Below are 20,834 nucleotides of genomic sequence, written 5' to 3' on the forward strand. Positions count from 1 at the left end.
GTAAGGAAGGGAGGACGCCTTGCCCGAACACCGACATGAGGATCGCGTCGCGAAAGCCTCGCAATCGCCCGGCGCGGTGACGCGGCTGGCGGCAAGCTGGCGACGTTCGATGGTCAAGCATGGTCTGGACCCGGCAGGTGCGCCCAGCGTGCGCCGGCTGACCCCGCGCGAACTGGCCGAGCGTCGCGAGGCACTGGACGGCTTCATCAACGTCGCCCGCCCGCAGCTGGACCAGCTGTTCCAGCTGGTCTGCCCGACCGGATGCAGCGTGCTGCTGACCGATGCCAGTGGCATCGTGCTGGAACAGCGCGTGACCGAGGCCGATGCGGGCGTTTTCCGCGGCTGGGGCCTGTGCAACGGCGCCGACTGGTCCGAGGCCGCCGAGGGCACCAACGGCATCGGCACCTGCATCATCGAGGGGCGGCAGGTCACCATCCATCGCGACGAACATTTCTATGCCCGCAATACCGGCCTGTCCTGCATGGATGCGCCGATCTGGGGCCCGGACGGGCGGTTGATCGCGGCGCTGGATGTCAGTTCGGCGCGCACCGATACCGAGCGCTGGAACGGGCTGATCGCCGCGCAGGTCGCGCAAAGCGCCCGCCAGATCGAGGCCGCGTTCTTTCGCGCCTCGTTCCCCGGTGCCCGCATCATCACCGCGCAACCGCCCGGCGGGGACGAGGCGATGCTGCTGATCGCCGTCGACAAGGACGATCTGGCCATCGGCGTGAACCGCGCCGCCCGCCGCGCCTTTGGGCTGGAAAAGGAAGGCCAGCTTCGCCCCCGCCCCGCATCGGACCTGTTCGGGCGCGAGGATGAGGCGACCGGCTTTGAAAAGGCCGAACGCGCCGCGCTGATTCGTGCCCTTGCGCGGGCGGAAGGAAACGTCTCGGCGGCAGCACGCGCGCTGGGTGTGGGGCGCGCGACGCTGTACCGGCGCATGTCCCGTCTGGGGATTTCCGAAAATCCGGGCCGACTGTCTCGGTCCTGAAACACATTCCGCGCTGCGGCGTGACCTTGCGTTGATTTGTCTGCGCCTCCGTCACAGGCTTTCCCCAGACCGGCAGGAGGAGCCGGACTGACAGGAGGAAACAATGCCGAACGACCAGACGCATGACTTCAAGGGCGTGAACGTGCTGCCCTTCGCCAAGCGCTACGACAACTTTATCGGTGGCAACTGGGTCGCGCCGAAATCCGGAAAATACTTCACCAACACCACGCCGATCACCGGAGCCGAGATCGGCGAGATCGCGCGTTCCAATGCCGATGACATCGAACTGGCGCTGGACGCGGCCCATGCCGCCAAGGACAAATGGGGCCAAACCCCGGTTGCCGAACGGGCCAATGCGCTGCTGAAGATCGCCGACCGGATGGAGGCGAACCTTGAGCTGCTCGCCACCGCCGAGACCTGGGACAATGGCAAACCCATCCGCGAGACCATGGCCGCCGACGTGCCGCTGGCCATCGACCATTTCCGCTATTTCGCCGGTGTCCTGCGTTCGCAAGAAGGCACGATCTCGGAAATCGACGCCACCACCATCGCCTATCACTTCCACGAGCCGCTGGGCGTCGTCGGCCAGATCATCCCGTGGAACTTCCCGCTGCTGATGGCCTGCTGGAAACTGGCCCCGGCGCTGGCTGCAGGCAACTGCGTGGTGCTGAAACCCGCCGAACAGACCCCGGCCAGCATCATGGTCTGGGCCAACCTGATCGGTGACCTGCTGCCTCCGGGCGTCTTGAACATCGTCAATGGCTTCGGGCTTGAGGCGGGCAAGCCGCTGGCCTCGAACCCGCGGATTTCCAAGATCGCCTTCACCGGGGAAACCACCACCGGCCGCCTGATCATGCAATATGCGGCTGAAAACCTGATCCCGGTGACGCTGGAACTCGGGGGCAAGTCTCCCAACATCTTCTTCGAGGATGTTGCCCGCGAGGATGACGATTTCTTCGACAAGGCACTGGAAGGCTTTGCCATGTTCGCGCTGAACCAGGGCGAGGTCTGCACCTGCCCGTCGCGCGTGCTGATCCAGGAATCGATCTATGACCGGTTCATGGAACGCGCGGTGAAGCGCGTGCAGGCGATCAAGCAGGGCGATCCGCGCGATGCCGCCACCATGATCGGCGCGCAGGCCTCATCCGAGCAGAAGGAAAAGATCCTGTCCTATCTGGACATCGGCAAGAAGGAAGGCGCCGAGGTCCTGATCGGCGGCAAGGCGGCCGATCTGGGCGGCGAGCTGTCCAGCGGCTTCTATATCGAGCCGACGATCTTCCGCGGCCACAACAAGATGCGGATTTTCCAGGAAGAAATCTTTGGCCCGGTGGTGTCGGTCACGACCTTCAAGACCCAGGCCGAAGCCTTGGAAATCGCCAATGACACGCTGTACGGCCTTGGCGCGGGCGTGTGGTCGCGCGATGCCAATACCTGCTACAGCATGGGCCGCGGCATCAAGGCTGGCCGGGTCTGGACCAACTGCTATCACGCCTATCCGGCCCATGCGGCCTTTGGCGGCTACAAGCAGTCCGGCATCGGTCGCGAAACCCACAAGATGATGCTGGATCACTATCAGCAGACCAAGAACATGCTGGTCAGCTACTCTCCCAAGAAGCTCGGCTTCTTCTGAACCGGCAAGCGCATCGGGGCGGGTAATCCGCCCCGGTGCCCTACCCTTTTCCTTCCCGACGATCTTTCCGCAAGGAGCTTACGGTATGGCAAAGACCATGAAGGCCGCGGTGGTCCGCGCATTCGGCAAACCCCTGACCATCGACGAGGTGCCGGTCCCCGAACCCGGCCCCGGCATGATTCAGGTCGCCATACAGGCCTCGGGTGTCTGCCATACCGACTTGCATGCCGCCGAGGGCGACTGGCCGGTCAAGCCCAATCCGCCCTTCATTCCGGGGCATGAGGGCGTGGGCTTTGTCTCTGCCGTGGGCGCGGGCGTGAAGCATGTCAAGGAAGGCGACCGCGTCGGCGTGCCATGGCTTTACACCGCCTGCGGCCATTGCCGCCATTGCCTTGGCGGCTGGGAGACGCTTTGCACCGAGCAGCAGAATACCGGCTATTCGGTCAATGGCGGCTTTGCCGAATATGTCGTGGCCGATCCGAATTACGTGGGCCATCTGCCGAAAGGTATCGACTTTCTGGAAATCGCCCCCGTGCTGTGCGCGGGCGTCACCGTCTACAAGGGGCTGAAGGTCACCGATACCAAGCCCGGCGACTGGGTGGTAATCTCGGGCGTGGGCGGGCTGGGCCATATGGCTGTGCAATATGCCAAGGCGATGGGCCTGAACGTCGCCGCCGTCGATATCGACGATGAAAAACTGGCCTTTGCCCGCAAGCTGGGCGCAACGATCACCGTCAACGCCAAGACCGATATCGACCCCGCCGCCACCATCCGGCGCGAGACCGATGGCGGCGCGCAGGGCGTTCTGGTCACCGCCGTCAGTCCCAAGGCGTTCGAGCAGGCCATCGGCATGACCGCGCGCGGCGGCACCGTGTCGCTGAACGGCCTGCCGCCGGGGAATTTCCCGCTGGATATCTTTGGCATGGTGCTGAACGGGATCACCGTGCGTGGCTCGATCGTCGGAACGCGGCTGGATCTGCAGGAATCTCTGGATTTCGCGGCGCAGGGCAAGGTTCGTGCGACCGTCCACAGTGCCAAACTGGAAGACATCAACGACATCTTCTCGCGCATGCACAAAGGGCAGATCGAGGGCCGCATGGTCCTTGACCTGACCGCCTGAGCCATGGAGGCCTGAACCATGGAGGACCGCGTCACCGCCACCCATGCCGCGCTGCAATTGCTGACCCAGATCGTCGCCGAACACGGGCCGGTGCTGTTCCATCAGTCGGGGGGATGCTGCGACGGGTCATCGCCCATGTGCTACCCGCAAGGCGAGTTTCGCCTGAGCGAGCGGGACGTGAAGCTGGGCGAGATCGGCGGCATGCCCTTTTACATCTCGGCCAGCCAGTATGAGGTGTGGAAGCATACCCGCCTGACCATCGACGCGGTTCCCGGCCGGGGCGGCATGTTCAGTCTGGATAATGGGCGCGAGCAGCGGTTCCTGACCCGCTCGGACCTGTGCGAGATCTGACATCCGGGTTTGCCTGAACCCCGCCCCTGCGCTACAACGCCCCCGCGATACAGGAGGCCATGATGGCGCATAAGGTTTTCATCGACGGCGAAGCTGGCACGACCGGCTTGCAGATCCGCGACCGGCTGATCGGGCGCAAGGATATCGAACTGATCCAGATCGATCCCGCCCGCCGCAAGGATGCCGATGCCCGTCGCGAGGCTTTTGCCAGCGCCGATGTGGCGATCCTGTGCCTGCCCGACGCGGCCGCCAAGGAAGCCGTGGCTTTGGCCGCAGACCTGCCGGTGCGCTTCATCGATGCCTCGACCGCGCATCGCGTTGATCCGGCCTGGGTTTTCGGCTTTGCCGAACTGGCCCCCGGCATGCGCCAGGCGATTGCGGGCGCGAAACTGGTCAGCAATCCCGGCTGCTATTCGACCGGGGCGATCGCGGCGCTTGCCCCGGTGGTCAAGGCCGGGCTGGTCGGCGCGGATGAGGCTTTGTCGATCAATGCGGTGTCGGGCTATACCGGCGGCGGCAAAGAGCTGATCGGCGAATACGAGCGCGGCCAGGCCCCCGCCGCCTTCGTCTATGCACTGGGACAGAAGCACAAGCATCTGCCTGAAATCATGAAATATGTCGGGCTTTCGACACGCCCGGTCTTTTCGCCTTCGGTGGGCAATTTCGCCCAAGGCATGGCGGTGCAGATCCCGCTGCATCTGGACGGCAAGCGTAACCTGACCAACCTGCGCGAGGCGCTTGAGGCGCATTATGCGGGCAGCCGTTTCGTCTCGGTCGTCGATGCCGCGGCGCGGGTCGTGCCGACGGCGCTGAATGACACCAACCGGCTGGAACTGTCGGTGCATGGCGATGCCGAAAACGGCTGCGCGGTGCTGGTGGCGGTGTTGGACAACCTTGGCAAGGGCGCGTCCGGCGCAGCGGTTCAGAACCTGAACATCATGCTAGGCACCGATGAGGCTGCGGGCCTGTAACGGCCTGAGAACATGAAAAAACGGCCTGTGACATCTGTACACAGGCCGTAAACCGCCCGTATGCCGAGCAGCACCGAAAGCTCAGTCGGCCTTGATCTGCCGGGCCTCGTCGATCAGCATGATCGGGATGCCGTCATGGATCGGGAAAGCCAGTCCCGCGGCTTCCGAGATCAGCTCCTGCGCCTTGGCGTCATAGCGCAGGGTGGCATGGGTCACCGGGCAGACCAGCGCCTCAAGCATATGGCGGTCGAAACCGCGTTCGGGGGCGGATGCAGTCGCGTCGCTCATTGGATCCTCTCTTCGTCTTCGCCGCCCCGCAGGGCGTATTCCAGCAGCCCGTCCAGCAATTCGCGACGATCCGCAAGGGTCGGGCTTTCCAGCAGCGCCTGTTTTTCCTCATGCGAGAAGGGCAGCAGCATGGACAGCATGTTGACCAGCGTTTCTTCCTCGGCCGATTCGGCAGCGCTCCAATCCGAGGCCAGCCCGCGCAGATCGGCAAAGCGCCGCAACCGCGTCATCAGGGTGGCGCGGTCATAGCCGGGGGCAGATTCGCCGCGGCTGTCCAGATCCTGCCGGAAATCCTGCCAATCGACCAGCGCCACCCGGTAAGGGCGCTCGCCCTCGGGTTCCTGATGCAGCACCCGGAAGCGCGAGCGCGCCTGAAGCGAGATCATCATCCGCCGGTCCGGCAGTTCCGAAAAGGCGACGATACGACCGGCGCAGCCAATCTGCGACAGCCGCCCCTTGCCGTTCTGCATGGGTTGGATCATGCCGATCAGCCGCTCGGGCGTGGCCAGCACGTCCTCGACCATCTGCAGATAGCGCGGCTCAAAGATCTGCAGGGGCAGCCGCGAGCGCGGCAGCAGGATCGCGCCCCCCAGCGGGAACAGCGGGATCGTCCGTGGCAGGTCCGGGCTGCGCGCCATCTTACAGGAAGATCAGCGACGAGAGCCGCCGGCGACCTTTCTGGGCAATCGGATCGGTGGGCTTCAGCGCATCGAAGATGGTGATGAGCTGGGCCTTGGCCGCGCCGTCATTCCATTCGCGGTCGCGACGGAAACCTTCCAGAAGCTGGTCGATCGCGGCTTCGACCTCACCCCCGGCATGAAGCGCGGTGGCATAGTCGAAACGCGCCTGCTGGTCGGCGGGATCGGCCTCGACCTTGTGGCGCAGATCGTCAAGCGGTCCGGCCGATGCGGCCTGACGCGCCAGTTGCAACTGGGCGCGGGCAGCTTCGACCGGAGCGGCGGTGGCGGCAGCGGCGGGGACATTGGCCAGATCGGCTTCGGCCGCATCCAGATCGCCCGAGGCCAGACGGGCGCGGATCAGCCCGCCCCACGCGATGGCGTTTTCGGGCTCCTCACCGATGATCGCGGCAAAGGTCTCGGCCGCGTCCTCGTTCGCGCCTTCGGTCAGCATGGCCTCGGCCGCTTCCAGCGCATCGGCAAGGCCGCCATCATCGCCGCCCATCTGGGCCAACTTGTCGACGAATTGCTTGATCTGGCTTTGCGGCACGGCGCCCTGGAAACCGTCAACCGGCTGGCCCTGGAAAAAGGCATAGACGGTCGGGATCGACTGCACGCGCATCTGCGCGGCGATCATCTGGTTCTCGTCCACGTTCACCTTGGCCATGCGCACGCGGCCCTTGTGGCGGGCGACCTCGGCCTCCATCTGGGGTCCCAGCGTCTTGCAGGGACCGCACCACGGCGCCCAGAAGTCCACGATGACCGGGACCTCCATGGATTTTTCCACCACCTCGGCCATGAAATTGGCCTCGGTCACGTCGATGATGAAGTCTTCGGTCTTGGGCGCGGGTTGGGCGGCGCCGTCAAAAAGCATGGCCATTGTCTTCCCCAGAAGTTCGGGTGTTTTGCGTCAGGCGCAATATGGTGCCTGATCGGCTCTTGCGAAAGGCCGGATTACAGATCGAAGCTGGCCAGAACCGGGACGTGGTCGCTGGGCTGTTCCCATCCGCGCACAGGGCGCAGGATGCGGCTGGCGTGGCCGGCATTCGCGATATCGGGCGTGGCCCAGATATGGTCCAGACGGCGGCCCTTGTCGGCGGCGTCCCAATCCTTGGCGCGATAGCTCCACCAACTGTAAAGCAGGCCCGAGGGGATGTCCTGACGAGTGATGTCGACCCATTTGCCCGCGTCCTGCGCGGCGCCCAGATGCTCGACCTCAATGGGGGTGTGGCTGACGATCTTCAGCAACTGCTTGTGCGACCAGACGTCATCTTCGCGCGGCGCGATGTTCAGATCGCCCACCATGATCGATTTCGACGGGTTGTCGGCATGGAAGGCGTCGCGCATCTCGGTCAGGAAATCCAGCTTCTGGCCGAATTTCACGTTCTGCTCGCGATCGGGAATGTCGCCGCCGGCAGGGACATAGAAATTGTGGATGGTAACGCCGTTTTCCAGCGTGGCCGCGACATGGCGGGCATGGCCAAGGCTGGCATAGTCACGGTCGCCCGCATCTTCCAGCGGCAGCTTCGACAGGATGGCGACGCCATTATAGCCCTTTTGCCCCCGCGCCACGAGATAGCGGTAGCCAAGCGCGGCAAAGGCCTCGGCCGGAAATTTCTCGATCGGGGTCTTGATCTCTTGCAGGCAGAGGATGTCGGGGGTTTCCTCGGTCAGAAGCCGCGAGACCAGCGCCTCGCGCAGGCGGACCGAATTGATGTTCCAGGTGGCGATGGTGAACATGGGCGCGCTCCTTTGTCGGGGCCGGACCCTAGGGCGGCGGAGCGCCCTTGTCCACCGTTCCGCCACGGGGGACTTCGCGTCCCCCGAACCCCCTGCGGGATATTTGGACAAGAAAGAAGCTGCGCGGGACCGAGAGTGTCGAGAAGTTCTTTCTTGCTTAAATATCCTCGGGGGTGCGGGGGGCGAAGCGCCCTCGCCGCCTAGGCTGAAACCTGCCCTCAGACCACCAACCGGTAGCCACCGGATTCGGTGACCAGCAGGCGCGCGCTGGAGGGATCGGGCTCGATCTTCTGGCGCAGTCGGTAGATATGGGTTTCCAGCGTGTGGGTGGTGACGCCGGCGTTGTAGCCCCAGACCTCGTGCAGCAGCACGTCGCGGGCAACCACGCCATCCTGCGCGCGATAGAGGAACTTCAGGATATTGGTTTCCTTCTCGGTCAGGCGGATCTTGCGGTCCTTCTGATCGATGAGCATCTTCATCGCTGGCTTGAACGTATAGGGGCCAAGCTGGAAGATCGCGTCCTCGGACTGTTCATGGGTACGCAGTTGCGCCCGCAGGCGGGCCAGCAGGACCGGGAACTTGAACGGCTTGGTGATGTAATCGTTCGCGCCGGAATCAAGGCCAAGGATGGTGTCGGCATCGGTGTCATGTCCGGTCAGCATGACGATCGGGCATTTCACGCCCTGCTTGCGCAGGCGCTTGCACAGCTCGCGCCCGTCGGTATCGGGCAGGCCCACATCCAGCACCACGAGGTCAAAGATCGCGCCCTTGGTGCGTTCGACCGCCTCATGGCCCGAGCCCGCCTCGAACACTTCGAAATCTTCGGTCGCGACAAGTTGCTCGGCCAGCGCCTCGCGCAGGTCCTCTTCGTCATCGACCAACAGGATCTTTTTCAGTCCGGCCATTCTTGCCTCCTTTGGCTTTATGTCGGAAACGTGAGGGGACCGGGGGCGGGCGTCCAGCGCATTGCAGCAATTCTCACATGGAGTTGTCGGAAATCGTCCCTATGTTTCAGTTTGTTTCAATCCGGCCCGAGCCATGTCCCTGATCCCTACCCTGATCGAAACCGTTTCGCGCGCGCGCACCGATCTGCGGATCGGTCTGCCGGTCGTGCTGGGGGGCTATCTGGCCGCCGCGATCGAGACCTTGTCGCCCGATCGGCTGGCCCTGATGCGCCAAATGGGCGCGGCGCATCTGGCGCTGACCGCTTGGCGGGCCGGCACGCTGAAGGCGCGGGTTTATGACGGCGATCTGGCGCGGATCGCGCTGCCCCCCGATGCCGATCTGGCCTGGCTGCGATCGATGGCCGATCCGGCGGGCGATCTGATGACACCGATGAAAGGGCCGCTCAACAGCCTGCGCGGCGGCGATGTCGCGGCGCATCGTGCCGCCATCGCGCTGGCGAAATCGGCGGAACTGCTGCCGGCCGTGCTGATGGTTCCGGTGGATAGCGTCCCCGAGGGGCTGACCCGGCTGGAACCCGGCCCGGCGCTGGAGCAACTGGCGCGCGAATCCATCATGGCTCCGGTCGCGGCGGCGCGGCTACCGCTTCTGGCCGCCGAGAATTCGAAGCTGCATATCTTTCGACCCGACGATGGCGAGGCCGAGCATTACGCGGTCGAGATCGGCGCACCGTCCCGCGACAAGCCGGTTTTGGCGCGGCTGCATTCGGCGTGCTTCACCGGCGACGTGCTTGGCAGTCTGAAATGCGACTGCGGTCCGCAACTGCATGCCGCGCTGGGGGCGATGGGTCAGGCGGGCGAGGGCGTGCTGATCTATCTGAACCAGGAGGGACGCGGCATCGGTCTGGCCAACAAGATGCGGGCCTATGCCCTGCAGGCACAGGGCTTTGACACGGTCGAGGCCAATCACCGTCTTGGCTTTGAAGATGACGAGCGCGACTTCCGCATCGGTGCCGGCATCCTGCGGCGCATGGGTTTCAGCAAGGTGCGTCTGATGACCAACAACCCGCGCAAGGTCTCAATGCTGGAGGGCCATTGCATCGCCGTGACCGAGCGCGTGCCGCTGATCACCCCGCGCAATCGCCACAACACCGGCTATCTGGACGTGAAGGCGGAAAAATCGGGGCATCTGCTGTGATCCGGCTGACGCCCATGGGGCTGATGGCGCGGGGCCGGGTTCTGCCCTGTTCGGTCGGGCGCGGCGGCCTGACCGACGCCAAGTGCGAGGGCGACGGCGCCACCCCCTTGGGCGAACATCGCATTGTCGGGTTGCTTTACCGCCCCGACCGGGTGGCGCGGCCTGCGGGTTGGGCGCAACCGATCCTGCCGGGCGATCTGTGGTGCGATGCCTCGGGTCACGCCGATTACAACCAGTTCGTCCGCGCGCCCTTTGCGCCCAGTCACGAGGCTATGCGCCGCGCCGATCCGCTTTACGACATCGTGCTGATTACCGATTGGAACTGGCCGCATGCGCAGGCGGGGCTCGGCTCGGCCATTTTCCTGCATCAATGGCGCAGGCCGGGATTTCCGACCGCAGGCTGCATTGCCATGGCGCGGCGCGATCTGATCTGGCTGGCCGGAGTGATCGAACCCGGTGAGGTTCTGGACATTCCGGCCCTGCCTCGCTGGCCGACGCGGCGGGCCGGGGTACGTTTCGGCAAGGATTGAGCGACGATAAGCCCGCAGCCGGCCATCCGCTTCGGCCTGATGACAAGGCAGCAGCGTTCCCGGTGGCCTGCAACGGATTACTCACTCCGCCGCGATCCGAACCGGGGCGGTGAGGTAAAGCCTTACTTGATATGCACCGCGCCACTGCCCCCGATAGCCGCCCCGGCGACCGCGCCGATCGGCCCTGCAACCAGAGCTCCCGCCGCTGCGCCGGTCGTGGCGCGTGTCGCGGTGTTTGGCCCGCAGGCACCGACGGTGAGCGCCAAGGCACAGATGAGGATGGCGGGCAGTTTCGGCATAGGTATCTCTTTCGTTCTTTTCAGAAGCTCGGTGATCTTCGAGCATTCCGGCGCGGACCGCTATAGATGCCGATTGCGCCGCCAAGGCAATCCCCGGCATTCCCCGATCAGGCAATCTTGATGCCGCTGCTGACCGACGCAGCGGGCTAATCCGTCCAGCACGGCAGCACCTCTCGTCGGCTCAACCTGAGCCTTTCGTCAATGCAACCCAGTCAGGAACTGGTGGATTTTCGGCGCGCTATTGGCAAGATTGGGGCCTGACTCATGATCAATGGCATCGCCCCAATATCCAAAGGGACACAGCGCCGCATGTTCAGACACGCCCTGCATATCGCAAGCATCGCCTTGGTGTTTTTGGCCAGTTCGCCCTCAAGCCCGGCTTTGGCGTCGGATTATTCCGCCGCTGAACTAAGCCGGCTGCTTGACATCCACATCAACTGCCATCTGACGCGCACGCCCGGCGACCGAATTTACCTCGTCGGAGACTATGCCGTCATCACCACCAAACCCGTTCCGGGGCAGTTGCGCACCTTCAAGATCAGGTACCGTGGCAGCGGCTGCGAATACCAGATGCATGGCGAACGCGCACTGGGCGAGCTGGAGACCTTGCAGGACCGCTATGACACCTTTCCAGCTGACCTGCCGATATTGGGCCCTCACTCCAAGCTGTTTAGGGTAACCGCAGCCTTCATCGAAAAGGAGAAATTGACCGACAGCGATGTTTACGCCTTCACAATCAAGGCACTCGATCCGACAAATCGTCCATATGAAGCGACGGTCGAGGCGACCTTTCACAAAGGCAAGATCATAGGCGCTTCAACCTTCGAAACGAATGCGCAAGCCGAACGGAAAGAAAAGATGCTGGAGGTCACCCCACTTCCGGAATGACCCCGTCCTATGCCTCACAGCGGCCCGGTCTGCCATAGCCGGATCTTCAGCCCGCCATGGGCGACGAAGGGGCCGGGCTCAAGGAGCGGCAGGCCGGTGGCGCGGGCGAGTTGCGCGTCGGTGGTGACGATGGCGACTCGCCAGCCCTTGAAGCGGCTGCGCAGGGCCTCGCCCATGGCGGCGTGCAGGCCGAAAAGCGGACCCTTGTTGCCGATCCGCGCGCCGTAGGGCGGGTTGATGATGACAAGGCCGGGCGGGCCTTCGGGTGGCTCGATATCGCCGATCGACAGGTTTCGGAACTCGGTCAGTGCGGAAACGCCGGCGCGTTCGGCATTCTCGGTGCTCATGCGGATGGCGCCGGGGTCGCGGTCGCTGCCGTAAAAGCGCGGCGCGTCGGGCGCGGGCCGCGCCGGGGCGCTGCGCAGCTTTTCCCAGACCTGCGGGTCGAAGCTGGTGAAATGTTCGAATGCGAAGCTGCGCAACCGACCGGGGCGCAGGTTTGCCGCCATCTCGGCCGCCTCGATCACGAACGTCCCCGAGCCGCACATCGGGTCCAGCACCGGCTCTCGCCCGTCGTAGCCGCATTGGCGCAGGAACATCGCCGCCATGGTCTCGCGCATGGGGGCCTTGCCGACGGCCTGCTTATGGCCGCGCTTGTGCAGCGACTCGCCCGAACTGTCGAGGCTGATGGTGCACAGGTCGTCCTCGATGCGGACCTTGATCGTGACCGGCGCGTCATCGGCGATGGTCGCGCCAAGGCTTTCGCGCAGGGCGGTCTCGATCCGCTGGGTGATGGCCCCGGCGTGATAGATGCGGGATTGGCGCGCGGTGGCTTCGACCCGGACGGGGATGTCGGGGCGCAGGAAATCAGCCCAGGGGAAGCGGCGGGCGCGCTTGTCGAGCTGGGCCGGGTGCATCGCCCGGAAGCTGCCGATGCGGACCAGGACGCGGGTGGCGCCACGAATTTCCAGATTGGCGCGCCAGACCTCGGGCCAGCTGCCGGTGAAGGTGACGCCGCCGGGCTGGATTTCCGGGGTGAAACCACGGTCGCGGGCCTCTTGCGCCAAGGGTTCCTCAAGGCCGGGGGTGGCGACAAGGAAGATCTCCATCCGCGACTGGTCGGCAGCGAGGGGCGCAGGTTCGGGCCGGTCCGGGGCGGGTTTGGGGGTCGCCTTGGCGGATGGCTTGGGGGTCTGGGCGGACGGGCGGGGCGCGGCCTGACGGCGCGGGGATCTGGGTCGGGTCGTCATGGGTGAGCGCCTGCGAAAAAAGGGCCTGCATCATGCCCTTTGAGGGCGGCAAAGGCAATGATCCGTCATTGTCGCCAATTGGGTGACAGTATTCCCCTGCCTTCGCCATTTTCCGGAAGAATGCCAAGGGCTAGATTGTCTGCAAGCATTGGGAAAGGAGACAGTCATGGCGACGAGCGATGCCCCCCTTCAGATCGGCCGGGTGGCCCTGACCGTAAACGACCTTGGCAAGGTCGGGGACTTCTATCAGCGGGTGATCGGCCTGCAACGCCTGTCGGGCGATGCCGAGCAGGTCCTGCTGGGCGTGGATGGACAGGCACTGCTGGAACTGCGCGCCGACAAGACCGCGCGCCATCGCCCGAATGAGGCGGGGTTGTTCCACACCGCCTTCCTTTTGCCCGACCGCGCCGCGCTGGGAAGCTGGCTGCGCCATATCGCGGCGGGCGGGATGAAGCTGGACGGGGCTTCGGACCATCTGGTCAGCGAGGCAGTTTATCTGCACGATCCCGAAGGCAACGGAATCGAGGTCTATGTCGACCGCCCCCGCGACAGCTGGACGCGGCGCGGCGAAGAGGTGTTGATGGACACGGTGGCGCTGGACGTGCCCGGCCTTCTGGGCATCGGTGCCGATGATTGGCAGACCGCGCCGAACGGCACCGTGGTTGGCCATGTCCATCTGCAAGTCGGCGATGTGGCCGAGGCCGAGGACTTCTACATGAACAGCCTTGGTCTGGACCGCACCTCGCATCGCTTCGGGGCCAGCTTCTTCTCCAGCGGTGGCTATCACCACCATCTGGCGGGGAATATCTGGAACAGCCGCGGCGCGGGGAAACGCAGCGCGAATGCGACCGGGCTGGCGGAACTGGTGCTGGAGGCCGATCCGGGCGTGCTGGCGGGTCTGGGGGCGAACAGCTTCACCGACCCCTGGGGTACGCGGATCACGGTCGCGGCCAAGGGCTAAGGGCGCCTGGGGGCTCTGCCCCCCGCCTGCCCGACCCCTCAATGGGGTCGGGCAGGCGTCCCCGGGATACTTTCACAAGAAAAAATTCAGACGTGATGCAGGACCAGCGGCCGTCCCCGATGGCTGCCGACCCCGACCGGCGTGTCATAAAGCATCGACAGCGTTTCGCTGGTCAGCACCTCATAGGGGCTGCCCTGTGCCACGATCCGGCCCTGTTTCATCGCCACGACATGATCGGCCCAAGCAGCGGCGTAGTTCACCTCGTGGATGACGGTCACGACGCTTTTGCCGCCGACCCTGACCAATTCACCCAGCCGCGCCATCAGCGAACGCGCATGGGCCATGTCGAGGTTGTTCAGCGGCTCATCCAGCAGCAGCCAGTCGGTTTCCTGCGCCACGGTCATCGCCAGATAGGCACGCTGCGCCTGCCCGCCCGAAATCTCGTCAATGAATCGGTCGGCCAGATCATCCAGCGAAAACGCCGCCAGCGCCTGATTGACGACCTCAAGGTCGCGGGGACGCGGACGGCCCTTGTGATGGGGCCAGCGACCGAAACCGACCAGTTCACGCAGGCGCAGACGGCTGGCGATCGCCGTCTGCTGGCCCAGCACCGCCATCCTCAGCGCCAGTTGATCGGTGGGCGTCCGGCTTAGATCCTCGCCATCCAAGGTGACGCTGCCCGATTGTAGCGGTTCCAGCCGCCCGATCAGCCGCAGCAGCGTCGACTTGCCCGCGCCATTCGGGCCGATCAGCGCGGTCAGCTTGCCCTTTGGCAGGTCGGCGCTGATGTCATGAAGGATCGCCGATTTGCCGATGCGATGCGAAAGGCCGGAGATACGGATCATCGGATGCGTCCCTTGATCAGCAGAAGCAGGAAGAACAGGCCTCCGGCGAATTCGATCACCACCGAGAGGAAGGCGGCCTGACCCAGCACCCGCTCGAACACGGTCTGGCCCAGGATCAGCGTGATCGCGGCGATCATCGCGGAGGCGGGCAGCAGGACCCGGTGACGCGCGCTGTGGGTCAACCCGTGGGTCAGCCCAGCGACGATCAGACCAAAGAAGGTGACCGGACCGATCAGCGCCGTCGAGACCGAAACCAGCAACGCGACAATTGCCAGCGCCGCCAGCACCACCCGGCGATGATGAAGTCCCAGCGAGACCGCCGGATCGCGGCCCAGTCCCAGCACATCCAGCCGTGACGCCATCAGCATTGCCGCCGCCGCGCCGATCAGCGTCAGCGCCCCAGCAGCAGGCAGCAGCGCCGCGTCGATCTTGCTGAAGCTGGCGAAGCTGGCCTGCTGGACCACCGCATATTCATTGGGGTCCAGCACCCGCCCGACAAAGGTGTTGAGAGAGCGGAACAGAATGCCAAGGATCACCCCGGTCAGGATCGTGCGGGGGATGTCGCGCACCCCCTGCCCCAACAGCGTGCCGAACAGGGCCGCCGCCAGCAGCACCATCACCGCGACCTCTCCCGTGAACTTCACTCCTGCGGGCAGCCCGGCGAAACCGGCAATGCCGAAGGCTGCAACCAACAGCGTCTGCATCAGCATGTAAAGCGCATCAAAGCCCATGATCTGCGGCGTCAGCACCCGGTTCGCGGCGACCGTCTGGAACAGGATCGTCGCCATCCCGGTCGAAATCCCGACCAGCAGCAGTCCGACCAGCCGCTCGGTCCGCAGCTTCAGCACGAATGCCCGCGCCTGACCATCGGGCAGGCCCTGCAGCAGCCAGATTGCCGCTGACAGCACCAGCACTCCGGCCAGCACCCAAAGCACGAGCCGTTTATTCATATGCGGGCCGCCTATCCATGCGCGGGCCTGCGGTAGAGCAGCCACAGGAAGATGGCCGCTCCGACCACGCCAAGGATGGTGCCGACGGGGATCTCATAGGGGAAACGGATCAGCCGCCCGATCAGGTCGCAGGTCAGCAGCAGCACCGCGCCGAACACCGCCACCACCGGAATCGAGGCGCGCAGATTGTCGCCCATGATCCGGGCGACGATATTCGGGACGACCAGCCCGACAAAGGGGATCAGCCCGACCGTGGTGATGACCATAGCCGTCACTACCGCGACCACCGCCAGCCCCAGCCGCATCACCGCGCCCGGCGACAGGCCAAGCCCCGTGGCCACGCTGTCGCCAAGCCCGAGGATGGCAAAGCGATCAGCGGCGAACCATGCCAGACCCGCCGCCACGGCCGCGACCCAAAGCAGCTCATACCGCCCGGCCAGCACGCCCGAGAACTCGCCCGACATCAGCCAGCCATTCACATATTGCAGCAGGTCGGTCTGCCAGCCGATGAAGGTGGCGATCGCACCGATCACCCCCGACAGCACCAGCCCTGCGATCGGGACCAGCATCACCTCGCGCACCGGCAGGCGGCGGATGACGGCGACGAACAGCGCCGTGCCCAGCATGGCGGCAAGGCTGGCCGCCACCATCTTGACCCATAGCGGGGAGGCCGGGAACAGGATGGTGACAGCCAGCAGGCCCAATGTCGCGCTTTCGGCGGTCCCCGTGGTTTCGGGGCCGACGAAGCGGTTGCGGACAAGGGCTTGCAGGACCACACCCGCCACCGCCAGCGCCGCGCCGGTCAGGATCACGGCCAGCGTCCGGGGCAGGCGCGATTCCATCAGGACCAGTGCCGCCCAAGGGTCGCGGGTTGCTTCAAGGATGCTGACGCTGGCGGCGCCGATGGTCAGGCTGGCCACGCTCAGGCCAGCCAGAACCAGCATCGCGGCTGGCAGAAGCCTCATCCCTTGGTCAGCGCTGCGGTCAACTCATCCAGCAGGGTGGTGGTCGAGGTATAACCCCCGGCCGAGATATAGGCGTCAGCCGCGTCCAGATAGACGACATGGCCGGATTTCCAGGCATTGGTGCCCTCGACCAGCGGGTTTTTCAGCACGGCCTCGGCGGATTGACCTTCTTCGCCGATGGCGGCACCGCGGTCGATGACGATCAGCCAGTCGGGATTGGCCTGAGCGATGAATTCGTGGCTGATGGCGTCGCCGTGATTGGCGTCCTTGATCGTCTCGACCGCCTCGGGCAGGCCGGTCGCCTGATGGATCCAGCCAAAGCGCGAGGCCTTGCCATAGGCGGCCAGTTTCGGCCCGTTGGTCATGACGATCAGCGCGCTGCCCTTGTCCTTGCCGGCAGCAGTGGCGGCGGCGACCTTGGCGTCAAGGCTGGCGGTCAGCTCGGCGGCCTTGTCCTGACGGTCAAACAGCGTGCCAAAGGCGGTGATGCGGGCTTTCGCGTCGCCCAGCAGATCCTCGCCAATGGTCATGTCGATGGCCGGGGCCACCTGCTCGACCGCAGCCTTTTGCGCGGCAGAGCGGCCGCCGACGACGACCAGATCGGGACCCAGCCCGGCCAGCGCCTCAAGGTTCGGCTCAAACAGCGTGCCGACCGGCGCGGCCTTGTCGGCCAGCGGCTGCAGGTGCTTGACGTACAGCTTTTCCGGCACGCCCGCCGCATCGACGCCAAGCGCCGTCAGCGTATCCAGCGAAGGCAGGTCATAGACCGCGACTTTTTGCGGAACGCCCTTCAGGGCCACATCGCCCTGTGCGGTCGGCACCGACAGATCGGCAGCAAAGGCCGCGGATCCAAGAGAGAATGCAAGGAAAGTCGAAAGGGCGAAGGCGCGCATGTCTGGACCTCTGATGCTTCTGGCCACCGCGTGACCGCGGAGTCGCGGCTTAGCTAGCCTCTGGTCAGGATCAGGTCCAGCCAAAACAAAGTGAAACTGTCGGATTTCCGCCTAGGCCGCACGCCAGCGCCGGTTGGCGCGGGTGAAGCGCAGGAACTGGGGCGGCAAAAAACCCGGCTGGTCCATCGGCGCGACATGGCGTTCGATCAGCAGATCCGACCCGTCGAAATCCAGCACCGCGAATTCGTTCTGAAGGTCGGTTTCGCGCGCGCAAAGCGCCGTCCCGGCCTGAATCTGCAGCATCCCGCGCCCGTCCGGCGGCAAAAACGCCCCCGCCGCCCAGATATGCAGATGCCCGCTCAGCACCAGATCGACGCCCTTCAGTTCGAACAGGGCCAGCGCCTCGGGGGCACCGCGCATCAGGGCCTTGTCGATCTCGGGGCGTTGCTGAAGCGGGTGGTGGAGGGCGACGATATTGATGCAGTCAGGCTCGATCCGATCGGTGACGCGGCGCATCTGGGCGGCGGTGATCTGGCCGCGCTGCCATGCCATCGGATCGACACTGTTCACGCCCTGCACCCGCAGCCGCCCGACATGGCCGACGGGTTCGAGATTCTCGGAAATGTCGCGACGATAACGCAGATAGGGCTGCATCACCCGGTCGTCGAGGCGGTAAAGCGGGATGTCATGGTTGCCGGGCACGGCGAAAAGCGGTGCCTCGATCCGGCGCAGAAAGGCCGCCGCATGGGCGAATTGGGCCGATCGGCCACGATGGGTCAGATCGCCGGTCACCACGACCAGATCGGCGCGGGCCTCGTTGACCCGCTCCAACAGCGGTTCGATCAGGGCGGCGCGCTCAAGGCCGAAATGCAGATCTGACAGATGCACCAGCCGGGTCATGTCGCATCCCGTCCGTTGGACCCCGAGGGCACAAGGACCGCCAAGGCCTGGGGAAGGACGCGCACCGAAAACGGCGAATCCATCCACAGCTTTTCGCCATCATGGGCGACATATTCGTGGCGCGGTTCGGTTTCCAACGTGAATTCCTCGGCGCTGATCAGGTCAAAATCCTGGTAGCGGGCGGATTTGCCAAAGGCCAGCCGCAGGGCCGAGCGGATCAGCGGCCACGGCCTGCGCGCCCGCGCCACCAGCAGCGCCAGCCGCCCCTGCCGGATGTCCTCGGCCCCGTCCAGACCGAAACTGTCCAGCTGGTAGGCACTTTTGGCGACGAAGGCGAGCGCGGTCTTGAAGCGCCGTTCGGTCCCGTTCGCGCGCACCACCAGCCGGATCGGGTGGCGCAGGTTCCACATCGCCACCACCGCCGACCAATAGGCCGCGACACGGGAGCGGCCCCAGCGTTTGTAGATGTCCTCGCGCCGTTTCAGGATCTCGGGATAGGCGCCGAAACTGACATTGTTCAGAAACAGCAGCCCGTTGATCTCGCCGACATGGATGCGGCGAAGATGGGGGGCGTCAAGGACCGCCAGCGCCTGCTCGACCGTCTCGCCGACGCCCAGATCACGGGCGAAATAGTTGAAGGTGCCGCCGGGGATCACCACCATCGCGGCGGGACTGCCCGCGACCGCGCTGGCAATGGCGGCCTGCGTGCCATCGCCACCTGCCGCCACGATCAGGTCGAAGCCCTGACCGATCGCATGACGGGCGATGCCGGTCAGATCGCCGCCCTTTGGTGTGCGGCGAAAATCCAGCCGCGCCACGCGACCCTGCAAACGCTCGCGGATCTGGTCGGCGATGCTGTCCCCCGCCTTGCGCCCCGAACCCTGATTCACGATCACGCAGACATGCGCCTTGGCCAGATCGAAGGCGCTGTCGGATGGGGGCATCGGAACCTCGGGCGTTGGGACATGTCAGGGCCAACACCGCTATCCGCCGGGGGTTCCCGCCGATGGATGGGCGGGGTTCCGCCACCCCTTACAATCCTGACGATTTTACTTGCCCTTTCAGATCGCCTCAGACATGTTCCGCGCGGGAAGCCAGCAGGGGTCATGCGCCCTCTGTTCGCCATTCGCCTGAAACACGGGCGAAACGGCGTATCCGCCACCCGGGAATGTCACGAGCAGGAGAGAGTTCCGCCCCGCAGACCCGGCTGGAGCCAGCCAATTTGCGACCTATTCGCCGCCCCCTGCCGTGCGCCTTTGTCGCCGCGGCAGCGCGCATTTTCATTCGATGAGATCACGCATGAACATCCGTATTACCGATGCTTCCGATGTGGCCGGACTGACCCGAAACCCGTCCCCGGCCTTTGTCTTTCGTGGCAGGGACAATGCCTCGGGCGGGGGGGCGGCGACGCCCCTGCCGCGTGGCACCCGCCATGATCTGGCCGAACGTATCAGCCGCGCCTTTGCCGACGCGCCGCCGGACAGCCTGATCGGTGGGGCCCTGCCCTTTGACCGTGCCGATCAGGATTGCCTGTGGCAATGCCGCGCCGAACCCGCTGCGGCCGAAGCCGTATCGACCATGGGCCTGCCGCTGCAGGACTGGCAGATCAAGGCCCAGCCCCCTGCGTCCGATTATGCCCAATCGGTCGGTCGCGCCCTGCAGTTGATGCAGGACGAATCCGGGCAAACCGACGCCCTGCACAAGATCGTCCTGGCCCGCAGCCTGCTGGTCCGGGCCGGACATGACATCCCGGTCGACGCCCTGCTGCGCCGGTTGGGTCAGGACCCGGCGGTCACCGCGTTCCGGGTGGCGCTGCCGCCGCGGGATGGCCGTCCCGTGGTCCTGTGTGGTGCGACGCCCGAACTGCTGCTGTCGAAATCCGGTGCCGAGATCGCCTCGCATCCCTTGGCCGGTTCGGCCCGGCGCGAGGTCGATCCGGCCATTGACCGGGCGGCGGCCGAGGCGCTGATGGGGTCGGACAAGGATCACCGCGAACATGCCATCGTGGTCGAATACATCATGGACAGCCTGTCGCCGCTTTGCCGCGAGCTGGCGATCCCGCAGGGCACGACCCTGACCTCGACCCGCAGCATGTGGCATCTGGGCACCCGGATCGAAGGGCGGCTGCGGGACATGGATACGCCCTCGGTGGTGCTCGCGTCCCTGCTGCACCCGACCCCGGCGGTCTGCGGTCTGCCGATGGGCCGGGCCGAGTCGCTGATCCGCGAACTGGAACCCGCGCCGCGCGATTTCTATGCCGGCGCGGTCGGCTGGTGCGACGCGCAGGGCGACGGCGCGTGGCATGTCGCCATCCGCTGCGCCGAGATCTGCGGCGCCGAGGCACGGCTTTATGCCGGGGCCGGGATCGTGCCCGGCTCGGACCCCCTGGCCGAAGCCCATGAGACCGGCGCGAAATTCGGTGCCTTCCTTGCTGCCCTTGGCCTGCCCGCGGATGCCGGGCTGGCCGGACTGATCCAATAACGCG

23 protein-coding genes are annotated in these 20,834 nt (G+C 65.3%); 10 read left to right on the forward strand and 13 right to left on the reverse strand.

The window, feature by feature from the left end; genetic code table 11:
* Positions 1-19 precede the first annotated feature (19 nt).
* The 5 genes from IB235_RS07020 to argC all read left to right on the forward strand — a co-directional run bounded on the left by IB235_RS07020 (position 20) and on the right by argC (position 5,063).
* Complete coding sequence (locus IB235_RS07020; protein WP_192336160.1) at positions 20-991, forward strand: GAF domain-containing protein; 972 nt, start codon at positions 20-22, stop codon at positions 989-991.
* Positions 992-1,094: 103 nt separating this feature from the next.
* On the forward strand, positions 1,095-2,621 hold the full coding sequence (gene adh / locus IB235_RS07025; RefSeq protein WP_155038893.1) for an aldehyde dehydrogenase: 1,527 nt from the start codon (positions 1,095-1,097) through the stop codon (positions 2,619-2,621).
* Positions 2,622-2,706: 85 nt separating this feature from the next.
* Positions 2,707-3,741 carry an alcohol dehydrogenase AdhP gene (adhP, locus tag IB235_RS07030; RefSeq protein ID WP_192336161.1) on the forward strand — a complete coding sequence of 345 codons (1,035 nt, stop codon included), beginning with the start codon at positions 2,707-2,709 and terminating at the stop codon, positions 3,739-3,741.
* A gap of 18 nt (positions 3,742-3,759) precedes the next feature.
* Positions 3,760-4,092, forward strand: a complete 333-nt coding sequence (locus tag IB235_RS07035) for a DUF779 domain-containing protein (protein ID WP_192336162.1) — start codon at positions 3,760-3,762, stop codon at positions 4,090-4,092.
* Between the two features lie 62 nt (positions 4,093-4,154).
* The gene (argC, locus tag IB235_RS07040) at positions 4,155-5,063 is read left to right on the forward strand and encodes an N-acetyl-gamma-glutamyl-phosphate reductase (RefSeq protein WP_192336163.1); all 909 of its coding nucleotides are present in this window, start codon (positions 4,155-4,157) and stop codon (positions 5,061-5,063) included.
* An 81-nt stretch (positions 5,064-5,144) separates the two neighbouring features.
* On the opposite strand, the gene IB235_RS07045 is transcribed toward argC, so the two are convergent.
* The 5 genes from IB235_RS07045 to IB235_RS07065 form a co-directional block, all read right to left on the reverse strand.
* The gene (locus IB235_RS07045; RefSeq protein WP_155038897.1) at positions 5,145-5,351 is read right to left on the reverse strand and encodes a Trm112 family protein; all 207 of its coding nucleotides are present in this window, start codon (positions 5,349-5,351) and stop codon (positions 5,145-5,147) included.
* Positions 5,348-5,989, reverse strand: coding sequence for an LON peptidase substrate-binding domain-containing protein (locus IB235_RS07050; protein ID WP_155038898.1), 642 nt, complete (start codon positions 5,987-5,989; stop codon positions 5,348-5,350). Before IB235_RS07050 ends, IB235_RS07045 begins: the two co-directional genes overlap by 4 nt.
* 1 nt (position 5,990) lies before the next feature.
* Positions 5,991-6,908, reverse strand: a complete 918-nt coding sequence (gene trxA / locus IB235_RS07055; RefSeq protein ID WP_370576842.1) for a thioredoxin — start codon at positions 6,906-6,908, stop codon at positions 5,991-5,993.
* Between the two features lie 74 nt (positions 6,909-6,982).
* On the reverse strand, positions 6,983-7,768 hold the full coding sequence (locus tag IB235_RS07060; RefSeq protein WP_192336164.1) for an exodeoxyribonuclease III: 786 nt from the start codon (positions 7,766-7,768) through the stop codon (positions 6,983-6,985).
* Positions 7,769-7,986: 218 nt separating this feature from the next.
* A complete protein-coding gene (locus IB235_RS07065; RefSeq protein WP_155038900.1) occupies positions 7,987-8,673 on the reverse strand; it encodes a response regulator transcription factor in 687 nt (228 codons plus the stop codon).
* A gap of 133 nt (positions 8,674-8,806) precedes the next feature.
* Between IB235_RS07065 and ribA the strand changes: the two genes are divergently transcribed.
* Positions 8,807-9,868: a GTP cyclohydrolase II gene (ribA, locus tag IB235_RS07070; protein WP_192336165.1), complete on the forward strand. Its 1,062-nt coding sequence runs from the start codon at positions 8,807-8,809 to the stop codon at positions 9,866-9,868.
* Between the two features lie 14 nt (positions 9,869-9,882).
* Positions 9,883-10,398, forward strand: a complete 516-nt coding sequence (locus IB235_RS07075; protein WP_192336241.1) for a L,D-transpeptidase — start codon at positions 9,883-9,885, stop codon at positions 10,396-10,398.
* Between the two features lie 122 nt (positions 10,399-10,520).
* Here IB235_RS07075 and IB235_RS07080 read toward each other — a convergent pair whose 3' ends face one another.
* Positions 10,521-10,697 carry a hypothetical protein gene (locus IB235_RS07080; protein ID WP_170297617.1) on the reverse strand — a complete coding sequence of 59 codons (177 nt, stop codon included), beginning with the start codon at positions 10,695-10,697 and terminating at the stop codon, positions 10,521-10,523.
* A gap of 264 nt (positions 10,698-10,961) precedes the next feature.
* Here IB235_RS07080 and IB235_RS07085 point away from each other — a divergent pair, with 264 nt between their 5' ends.
* Positions 10,962-11,585 (forward strand): hypothetical protein, encoded by a 624-nt coding sequence (locus tag IB235_RS07085; protein ID WP_192336166.1) that lies wholly within the window; start codon positions 10,962-10,964, stop codon positions 11,583-11,585.
* A gap of 14 nt (positions 11,586-11,599) precedes the next feature.
* Here IB235_RS07085 and IB235_RS07090 read toward each other — a convergent pair whose 3' ends face one another.
* A complete protein-coding gene (locus IB235_RS07090; RefSeq protein WP_192336167.1) occupies positions 11,600-12,835 on the reverse strand; it encodes a class I SAM-dependent RNA methyltransferase in 1,236 nt (411 codons plus the stop codon).
* A gap of 166 nt (positions 12,836-13,001) precedes the next feature.
* Here IB235_RS07090 and IB235_RS07095 point away from each other — a divergent pair, with 166 nt between their 5' ends.
* A complete protein-coding gene (locus IB235_RS07095) occupies positions 13,002-13,796 on the forward strand; it encodes a VOC family protein (RefSeq protein WP_192336168.1) in 795 nt (264 codons plus the stop codon).
* 86 nt (positions 13,797-13,882) lie between these two features.
* On the opposite strand, the gene IB235_RS07100 is transcribed toward IB235_RS07095, so the two are convergent.
* The 6 genes from IB235_RS07100 to IB235_RS07125 all read right to left on the reverse strand — a co-directional run bounded on the left by IB235_RS07100 (position 13,883) and on the right by IB235_RS07125 (position 19,293).
* Positions 13,883-14,641: an ABC transporter ATP-binding protein gene (locus IB235_RS07100; protein WP_192336169.1), complete on the reverse strand. Its 759-nt coding sequence runs from the start codon at positions 14,639-14,641 to the stop codon at positions 13,883-13,885.
* Positions 14,638-15,591: an iron chelate uptake ABC transporter family permease subunit gene (locus IB235_RS07105; RefSeq protein ID WP_192336170.1), complete on the reverse strand. Its 954-nt coding sequence runs from the start codon at positions 15,589-15,591 to the stop codon at positions 14,638-14,640. The genes IB235_RS07100 and IB235_RS07105 overlap by 4 nt, the downstream gene beginning before the upstream one ends.
* An 11-nt stretch (positions 15,592-15,602) precedes the next feature.
* The gene (locus IB235_RS07110) at positions 15,603-16,556 is read right to left on the reverse strand and encodes an ABC transporter permease (RefSeq protein WP_192336171.1); all 954 of its coding nucleotides are present in this window, start codon (positions 16,554-16,556) and stop codon (positions 15,603-15,605) included.
* Complete coding sequence (locus IB235_RS07115) at positions 16,553-17,449, reverse strand: siderophore ABC transporter substrate-binding protein (RefSeq protein WP_192336172.1); 897 nt, start codon at positions 17,447-17,449, stop codon at positions 16,553-16,555. The genes IB235_RS07110 and IB235_RS07115 overlap by 4 nt, the downstream gene beginning before the upstream one ends.
* Positions 17,450-17,560: 111 nt before the next feature.
* A complete protein-coding gene (locus IB235_RS07120) occupies positions 17,561-18,349 on the reverse strand; it encodes a metallophosphoesterase (protein ID WP_192336173.1) in 789 nt (262 codons plus the stop codon).
* Entirely contained in the window at positions 18,346-19,293 is a 948-nt protein-coding gene (locus IB235_RS07125; protein WP_192336174.1) for a diacylglycerol kinase family protein, read from the reverse strand. Before IB235_RS07125 ends, IB235_RS07120 begins: the two co-directional genes overlap by 4 nt.
* Positions 19,294-19,648: 355 nt before the next feature.
* Between IB235_RS07125 and IB235_RS07130 the strand changes: the two genes are divergently transcribed.
* Positions 19,649-20,830, forward strand: a complete 1,182-nt coding sequence (locus IB235_RS07130; RefSeq protein WP_225612093.1) for an isochorismate synthase MenF — start codon at positions 19,649-19,651, stop codon at positions 20,828-20,830.
* Positions 20,831-20,834: the final 4 nt, after the last annotated feature.

The organism is Paracoccus sp. PAR01, from assembly GCF_014851995.1.
GTDB lineage: Bacteria > Pseudomonadota > Alphaproteobacteria > Rhodobacterales > Rhodobacteraceae > Paracoccus > Paracoccus litorisediminis.